Consider the following 7,753-nt stretch of genomic DNA (forward strand, 5'->3'; position numbering starts at 1 on the left):
CGTTCCGTCCGCTCACCCCTGTGGTCTTCATCAATGTCACCGAGGGTTTTGATTCCTGCGTTGACCTGCACCGGCGGCTACAGGCCGGGCCCCTCGCCCAGCACCAGTTCCCGGCAACGGTCCATGCGGGTGAGGCTGCCGGCGTCGAGAGCATTGTCGACGCCCTCGTCAGCGGACGCGCGCAGCGGCTGGGCCATGGCGTGCGCATCGCTGAGGACATTACGGTGGAATTCGATGACGACGGCGGTTCGGACGCCCCGGTCGGCATGGCCAGCCTGGGCCAGGTGGCCGCGTGGGTCCGCGACCGCGGGATTCCCCTCGAGGTCTGCCCGTCGTCGAACCTGCAGACCGGAGCGATCGAGGCCTTCGGCAAGGACATCACGAGCCATCCGATCGACCTCCTGTACCAGCTCGGTTTCAACGTCACCGTCAACACGGACAACCGCCTGATGAGCGGTGTCACGCTCACCGAGGAGTTCGAGCTCCTCGTTGAAACCTTCGACTATGACCTCGATGACCTGCTTGAGTTGACCCTCAACGCCGTGGAAGCCGCGTTCATCCCCCTCGACAGCCGCACCGCTCTCGCGGAGCTCATCGCGCAGGGGTATGACGGCGCCAACGGCGCATGACCCAAAGCGCCCAGCGGGCGGGAGCGGCCCTCGAGCGGTTGGTCGACGTCATCGGGCAGCTCCGGGAGCGCTGCCCCTGGATGGGTACGCTGACCCACGAATCGCTCGCCGAGTACCTGCTTGAGGAGTGCTACGAGCTTTTGGAGGTGCTTGAGGGGCCGGCCAGCGTTGCTGAACTGCGCTCCGAACTCGGGGACGTCCTCCTGCAGGTGGTGCTTCACGCACGCCTGCAGGAGGAAAGCGGATCGTTCGCCCTGGCGGAGGTCATCGACGGACTCACAGCAAAGATGATTCGGCGGAACGCGCACGTTTTCACTCCCGACGGCGGTCTCCGGGACGTACCGGCCTCCTCGATTGCGGAGATCGAAGCGTCGTGGCACAGCATCAAGGCGCAGGAACAGCCCGACTCCACGCCGTTTGCGAGCATCCCGGCGGGGCTTCCGGCGCTCGCAGCGGCGGCGAAGACGCTGAAGCGCGCACGCCGCAACGGAACCTCCGGGCGAGAGGAAGGCGGCGTCGTCGAGCCGTCGGTTGAAGCGGACCCGGCGTCGGAGGACGAGGTCGGCCGGGTGCTGCTCGCCGTCGTCGGGCGTGCAGTTGACGCGGGGCTGGATCCGGAGCGGGCGCTGCGCGTTGCTGTGCGCAGGTACCAGGATGAACATCTCGCGCGGTCTGGCTCGGCCGTGCCCGTCGTCCCCAAGTGAAAAGAGCCCGTCACGGTCGGCCATCGACGGCCGCTTTCAATTAGGCTGAGTACGAATCCCCGCGCAGACGCATCAGCTTTTTAGAGCTGAGCACGTTGCGCTGTCCGTCCGAAGAAACTCCACAGACACGAACAGGAGCATTTCCATGGCAATCATTGACGCCATCCACGCACGTGAAATCCTCGACTCCCGCGGCAACCCCACGGTTGAGGTCGAGGTACTGCTCGACGACGACACCTTCGGCCGCGCGGCTGTTCCCTCCGGTGCCTCCACGGGCGCCTTCGAGGCAAACGAGCGCCGCGACGGCGACAAGGACCGCTACCTCGGCAAGGGCGTACTCCAGGCAGTGGAAGCCGTCATCGAGCAGATCCAGCCGGCACTGCTCGGCTTCGATGCAGGAGACCAGCGCGCCATCGACCAGGCCATGATTGACCTGGACGGCACCGAGAACAAGTCGAACCTGGGCGCCAACGCCATGCTCGGCGTCTCCCTCGCGATTGCCCGCGCAGCCGCTGAATCCTCCGCACTGCCCCTGTACCGCTACCTGGGCGGTCCCAACGCGCACGTGCTGCCCGTTCCCCTGATGAACATCCTCAACGGTGGATCGCATGCCGATTCCGACGTCGACATCCAGGAGTTCATGATCGTTCCCCTGGGAGCCGAGTCCTACTCCGAGGGGCTCCGCTGGGGCGTCGAGGTCTACCACGAGCTCAAGAAGGTCCTGAACGAGAAGGGCCTGGCAACCGGCCTAGGCGACGAGGGCGGCTTCGCTCCTAACCTTCCCTCCAACCGCGATGCCCTCGACCTCATCACCACCGCGGTCGAGCGCGCCGGCTACACCCCGGGCACGGACATCGCGTTCGCGCTGGACGTTGCCGCATCCGAGTTCTTCAAGGACGGCAGCTACACCTTCGAGGGCAAGACGCTCGATTCCGCGGCGATGCGCGCCTACTACGAGGAGCTGGTACGCGACTATCCGCTGGTCTCGATCGAGGATCCGCTGGACGAGGAAGACTGGGACGGCTGGAAGGCACTCACCGAGTCCATCGGTGACAAGGTCCAGCTCGTCGGCGACGATCTCTTCGTGACCAACCCGGTCCGGCTAGAGCGCGGCATCAAGGCTGACACAGCCAACTCGCTGCTCGTAAAGGTGAACCAGATCGGCACGCTCACCGAAACACTGGACGCCATTTCCCTGGCCCAGCGTTCCGGGTACACCACGATCACCTCCCACCGCTCGGGTGAGACCGAAGACACCACCATCGCTGACATCTGCGTGGCAACCAACGCCGGGCAGATCAAGACGGGCGCACCGGCCCGTTCGGAGCGCGTAGCCAAGTACAACCAGCTGCTGCGTATCGAGGAAGAACTGGACGACGCCGCGCGCTACGCGGGACGTTCGGCCTTCCCGCGTTTCACTGCCTGATTGGTCCATCATGGGGCGTTACCCTCGTTAAGCAGGTAACCGTCTTTGTCGGGGCATTTCCCCTGACCTGACGGCAGAACACAGCGTGAGCGAGGAGTCCGATGTCCACCCGACGCCCCAGCGTTCCGCGTACAACGCGAGCGCGCACTGACGGGCAGAGGCAGCAGACGCCGCAATTGAAGCGCCCTGGCAACCAGGGCGCTTCAGTGCGTTCAACGCCGTCGGGTGCGGGCCGCAAGACGGAGACGCCGCCGGCACCGCAGAGGGCAGCGCGTACTCCGGCATCGCCGGAACCGCGCAAAAAATCCTCTCCGTCCGAAGCCAGGGCCGCGGAACGCTCGCAGCTGGCTGGGGCCATCCGGACCGCGAGCGCACCTTTCCGCAAGCCCTCGGATCGCGTGATTGTGCCCGCGGAGGACGCGGAACCGATCCCCGCCAAAGCCTTCTCCGGGCGTCTGCTGGCGCTCGCCGTCGTGCTGGTGACCATCATCGTGCTGCTGGCGCCCTCGGTGCGCACCTACCTGCAGCAGCAGTCGGAAACCGAAGCCCTGCAGGATCGCATCGCGGCGCTGCAGCAGGAGCAGGGCGTCCTCGAAACGCAGATCGCCCGGTGGGAGGATCCCGCGTACATCAAGCAGCAGGCCCGCGACCGCCTCTTCCTGGTGATGCCCGGAGAAACCCGCTACCTGGTCAAGGGCGGAACAGGCGTGGAGACGTCGGCGGAACAGCAGTCCGCCGCGGCGCCGGAGGATCTGCCGTGGGCGGATGCCCTCTGGGAATCTGTGGAGCGGGCTGCCACCGACTAACCTTGGTATGCGGAAGTTTTTGTCGCCTATCTGTTGTCAAAGGCACTCCGAAACCGCAACCAGGCGACAAAAACGCCGGAGGTAGACAAGGTTCAGGAAGGACAGCAGTGACGGAATCGAATCCGCTTGCCCCCACACCGGCTGATCTCGAGACCCTCAGCCGGCAGTTGGGCCGCCCGGTGCGGGACGTCGTCGAGATCGGTGCCCGGTGCGTCTGCGGCAATCCGCTGGTGGCGACCACCGCCCCGCGACTCAGTAACGGCATCCCCTTCCCCACGACCTACTACCTCACGCATCCGGTCATCACCGCGGCGGTGTCCCGCCTGGAAGCCGGCGGGACCATGACCGAAATGACGGAGCGGCTCGAACAGGACCCCGCTCTCGCGGCCCGCTACCGGCAGGCCCACGAGGCGTACCTCCGCACGCGGTCCGAGATCGGGGAGCGCACCGGCATCGGTCCTGTGCCGGAGATCAACGGCGTGTCCGCCGGCGGCATGCCCTCACGCGTCAAGTGCCTTCATGTGTTGGTCGGTCATTCCCTTGCGGCCGGTCCGGGCGTGAATCCGTTGGGAGATGAGGCGCTGGCTGCCATCGCGGAATGGTGGACTGCGGATCAGTGCCGCTGCGTGGGCGCGTGGGACACCAGCGGACACGCGCCGAACCGCGATCTCAGCCGGCATGTGAAGACCCAGGGCCTCAGCCCTGCAGAGCTGGATGCCAAACGTGCCGAACGTCGAACGAGTGAAGGGAAGGGCTGACATGCGTACTGCAGCCATTGATTGCGGAACCAACTCGATTCGCCTGCTGATCGCGGATGTCGACGGCGGTACCGGGCTGACGGACGTCGTCCGCCTGATGCGGGTGGTGCGCCTCGGCGAGGGAGTTGACGCCACCGGCATGCTTTCCGAAGCAGCGCTGGAGCGGACGTTCGAGGCCGTGGATGAGTACGCTGCACTGATCAAGCAGCACGACGCCGGGAGCGTCCGGTTCGTGGCGACGTCGGCTACCCGTGATGCGGGCAACCGCGACGTCTTCGTCTCCGGCGTACGGGACCGGCTCGGCATCGAACCGGAGGTCGTCAGCGGCGGCGAGGAAGCGGAGCTGTCGTTCTCCGGGGCCGCGAGCGTGCTGGCAGGGGAGAACGACGCCCCTGTCCTCGTGGTCGATCTCGGCGGCGGAAGTACAGAGTTCGTCGTCGGCACCGGAAACCAGGTTCTTGCGGCGCGCAGCACGGATATGGGCTGCGTCCGTTTCACTGAGCGGTTCCTGCGCTCGGACCCGCCGACGGAGCGGGAGATCGCCGCTGCTGAGGAAGAGATCGGCAGGATGATCGATGAGGCGAACTCCGACGTCAACCTTGCCTCCGTTCACGGCGTCATCGGCGTTGCAGGGAGCATCACCACCGTGACAGCGCACGCGTTAAAACTTCCGGAGTACCAGTCGGAGCGGATCCATGGCACGTCCCTGACGGTTGACGAGATCGATACCGCCACCACCTCGCTGCTCCACCTGTCGCGTTCCGAACGCGCGGCCCTGCCTTACATGCACCCCGGCCGCGTGGACGTGATCGGAGCCGGCGCCCTGATCTGGCGGACAATCGTCCGGCGGGTTGCCGACGCCACGGAAGGCCGCGTGCAGAGCGCAGTGGCGAGTGAGCATGACATTCTGGACGGAATCGCCCTCAGCGCCGTCTCCCGAAGGGAACATGGATGACAGTGCGTCCCGTGCCGTCCGGCGCCCTTATTCCCCGGTCGATTGCCGCCGTCGTGCTTGCAGTGGGTCTTGCCGCCGGCGTCATCATCCCGGTGGGAGGCGCTGCGGCCCACGGCGGGGAGATCCGCGAGCGTGAATACTGGCTGGAAGATTACGGAATCACCGAGGCGTGGGAGGACACCAAGGGTGCCGGAGTGACGGTCGCGGTGATAGACAGCGGGGTGGATGGAAGCCACCCGGACCTGGAAGGCGTTGTCACCGGCGGAACCGATGTTTCCGGAGCAGGAGCGCCCAACGGGCAGCGCGGTATCGGCGAGGTGCCTGAGCACGGCACACTGGTGGCCAGTTTGATTGCCGGGCGTGGGCACGAGCCCGAAGAGCCTCAACCAAGCCCGTCTGCCACACCGTCCGGCACTGCATCGCCGTCGGCTAAGCCTTCGGGCTCCGCACCGCCGTCGTCTGCTGAAGCTGAGGCATCTGCTGAGGCGTCTGCCAAGGCCGGGGAATCTGCAGTCAAGGCTGCCGGGCGGGGGCCGGACGGCGTCGTCGGGGTTGCACCGGAGTCAGAGCTGCTTGCCGTCTCGCTCTGGATCGGCGGCGAGTCCACGGGCGCCAATCCCGCGGGGGTCAGCATTGACGAACAGATCCCGAACGCTGTGCGGTGGGCGGTGGACAACGGGGCGTCCGTGATCAACATGTCGCTTGGCAGCACGTCTCCCACCTGGCCGGAGAGCTGGGACGAGGCATTCCTCTATGCCGAACAGAACGACGTCGTCATTGTCGCCGCCGCAGGCAACCGCGCCGGCGGGTCCGTGCAGGTAGGTGCGCCGGCCACCATGCCCGGTGTTCTCGCTGTGGGCGGGCTGGATGCGGAGGGTGCGGCGAGTCGGGAGTCATCATCCGAGGGCATCAGCATCGGCATTGCGGCGCCGGCCGAGAACCTCGTCGGGGCGCTGCCGGGTGGGCTGTACGCAAGCAAGTGGTCCGGAACCTCCGGTGCTGCGCCGCTGGTCTCCGGCGTCGCGGCACTGATCCGTGCCAAGTACCCGGACCTGACAGCTCCGCAGGTCATCAACCGGATCATCATGACCGCACGCGATGCCGGCATACCCGGCAAGGACACCATCTACGGTCACGGGATTCTCGACGCCGCCGCGGCCGTGAATGCCGACCTCACAGTTCCTGAAGAACTGTTGCTGGGTGCGGGCGGTGTGGTGAGCATGGCGCAGTACATCGAGACGTACCGGCGCGGCGAGGTGCCGCCGCCTCCTCCGCCGGAACCGGCACCGGCCGAAGAGCCGCTGCCCGACATCCCTGAACCGACCGTGCCGGCTGCCGCTGAGCGTGCGTCAGCTGCCACATCGCTGCCCGTTTTCATCGTGTTCGGATTCGGCGGGCTGATCCTCTGTATCCTGCTCGGCGGAACGTATCAGGTCATCCGGGTGTACCGGCAGGGTGGCGCGGAAACGGACGGCGACAACAGTTAGTGAAGATTTTCACAAAGTCCGGTACGCTGGTTTCATGGCTCAAACCTCCAACTTTTCTGATCGTCCCCGGATCCTTGTTGTCGGCGGCGGCTACGTCGGTCTGTACGTAGCCCACAAGCTGCAGAAGAAGGTGAAGGATCACGGTGGCATTGTCACGCTCGTTGATCCTTTGCCCTACATGACCTACCAGCCGTTCCTCCCCGAGGTGGCCGGTGGCAACATTGAGGCGCGTCACGCCGTCGTCTCCCACCGCATGCACCTGACTGACACCGAGCTCATCTCGGGCAAGGTCACGGGCGTCAACCACTCCTCGCGCACGGCAACCGTTGAACCCGCGGACGGCAGTGAGCCTTTTGAGCTGAACTACCGTGACATCGTCATCGCGGCCGGCGCCATCACCCGCACGTTCCCGATCGAGGGCCTGGCGGAGGAGGGGATCGGCCTCAAGACCATCGAGGAGGCCGTCGCCCTGCGCAACCAGCTCCTCGAGCGCATCGAGACCGGATCCCTGATGGAGCCGGGTGCGGAGCGTGACCGCGCGCTGACTTTCGTCGTCGTCGGCGGTGGGTTCGCCGGCATCGAGGCGCTTGCAGAGATGGAAGACCTCGCGCGCGCTGCCGTCAAGAAGAACAAGCGCCTTCAGCGTTCTGACATCCGCTTTGTGCTGGTGGAGGCCATGGGCCGCATCATGCCCGAGGTCACGGAAGAGCAGGCCAAATGGGTTGTGCAGCACCTGCAGGCCCGCGGCGTGCAGGTCAAGCTGAACACCTCGCTGGCCAGCGCCAAGGACGGCAAGCTGAAGCTCATCAATATGCCGGACAAATCCCCGGCGGATGAATTCGAGACAGACACCCTCGTATGGACTGCCGGCGTGCAGGCCAACCCCGTGGTCCGCAACACCGATTTCCCGATTGACGAGCGCGGCCGCGTCCGCGCCAGCGCTGAACTGCGCATCACCGGCGACGACGGCCCGCTGGACGGCGCCTGG

General features: G+C 66.0%; 7 protein-coding genes and 1 pseudogene. All 8 read left to right on the top strand.

Annotated elements, in window-relative coordinates; all coding sequences use genetic code 11:
* Positions 1-629: pseudogene (locus tag P4U43_RS17205) on the top strand (hypothetical protein); the annotation flags it as partial.
* On the top strand, positions 626-1,333 hold the full coding sequence (locus P4U43_RS17210) for a MazG nucleotide pyrophosphohydrolase domain-containing protein (protein ID WP_277359829.1): 708 nt from the start codon (positions 626-628) through the stop codon (positions 1,331-1,333). The pseudogene P4U43_RS17205 and the gene P4U43_RS17210, both read left to right, overlap by 4 nt.
* Positions 1,334-1,478: 145 nt before the next feature.
* Positions 1,479-2,759, top strand: a complete 1,281-nt coding sequence (gene eno, locus P4U43_RS17215; protein WP_056548894.1) for a phosphopyruvate hydratase — start codon at positions 1,479-1,481, stop codon at positions 2,757-2,759.
* Positions 2,760-2,860: 101 nt separating this feature from the next.
* Positions 2,861-3,565 carry an FtsB family cell division protein gene (locus tag P4U43_RS17220; RefSeq protein ID WP_277359830.1) on the top strand — a complete coding sequence of 235 codons (705 nt, stop codon included), beginning with the start codon at positions 2,861-2,863 and terminating at the stop codon, positions 3,563-3,565.
* A 107-nt stretch (positions 3,566-3,672) separates the two neighbouring features.
* A complete protein-coding gene (locus P4U43_RS17225) occupies positions 3,673-4,323 on the top strand; it encodes a DUF501 domain-containing protein (protein WP_277359831.1) in 651 nt (216 codons plus the stop codon).
* A 1-nt stretch (position 4,324) separates the two neighbouring features.
* Complete coding sequence (locus P4U43_RS17230) at positions 4,325-5,278, top strand: Ppx/GppA phosphatase family protein (protein WP_277359832.1); 954 nt, start codon at positions 4,325-4,327, stop codon at positions 5,276-5,278.
* A complete protein-coding gene (locus P4U43_RS17235) occupies positions 5,275-6,765 on the top strand; it encodes a S8 family serine peptidase (RefSeq protein WP_277359833.1) in 1,491 nt (496 codons plus the stop codon). Before P4U43_RS17230 ends, P4U43_RS17235 begins: the two co-directional genes overlap by 4 nt.
* Before the next feature lie 34 nt (positions 6,766-6,799).
* A partial coding sequence (locus P4U43_RS17240; protein ID WP_277359834.1) for an NAD(P)/FAD-dependent oxidoreductase occupies positions 6,800-7,753 on the top strand: 954 nt, incomplete at its 3' end.

Origin of the sequence: Arthrobacter vasquezii, from assembly GCF_029455255.1 — a bacterium.
GTDB lineage: Bacteria > Actinomycetota > Actinomycetes > Actinomycetales > Micrococcaceae > Arthrobacter_D > Arthrobacter_D parietis.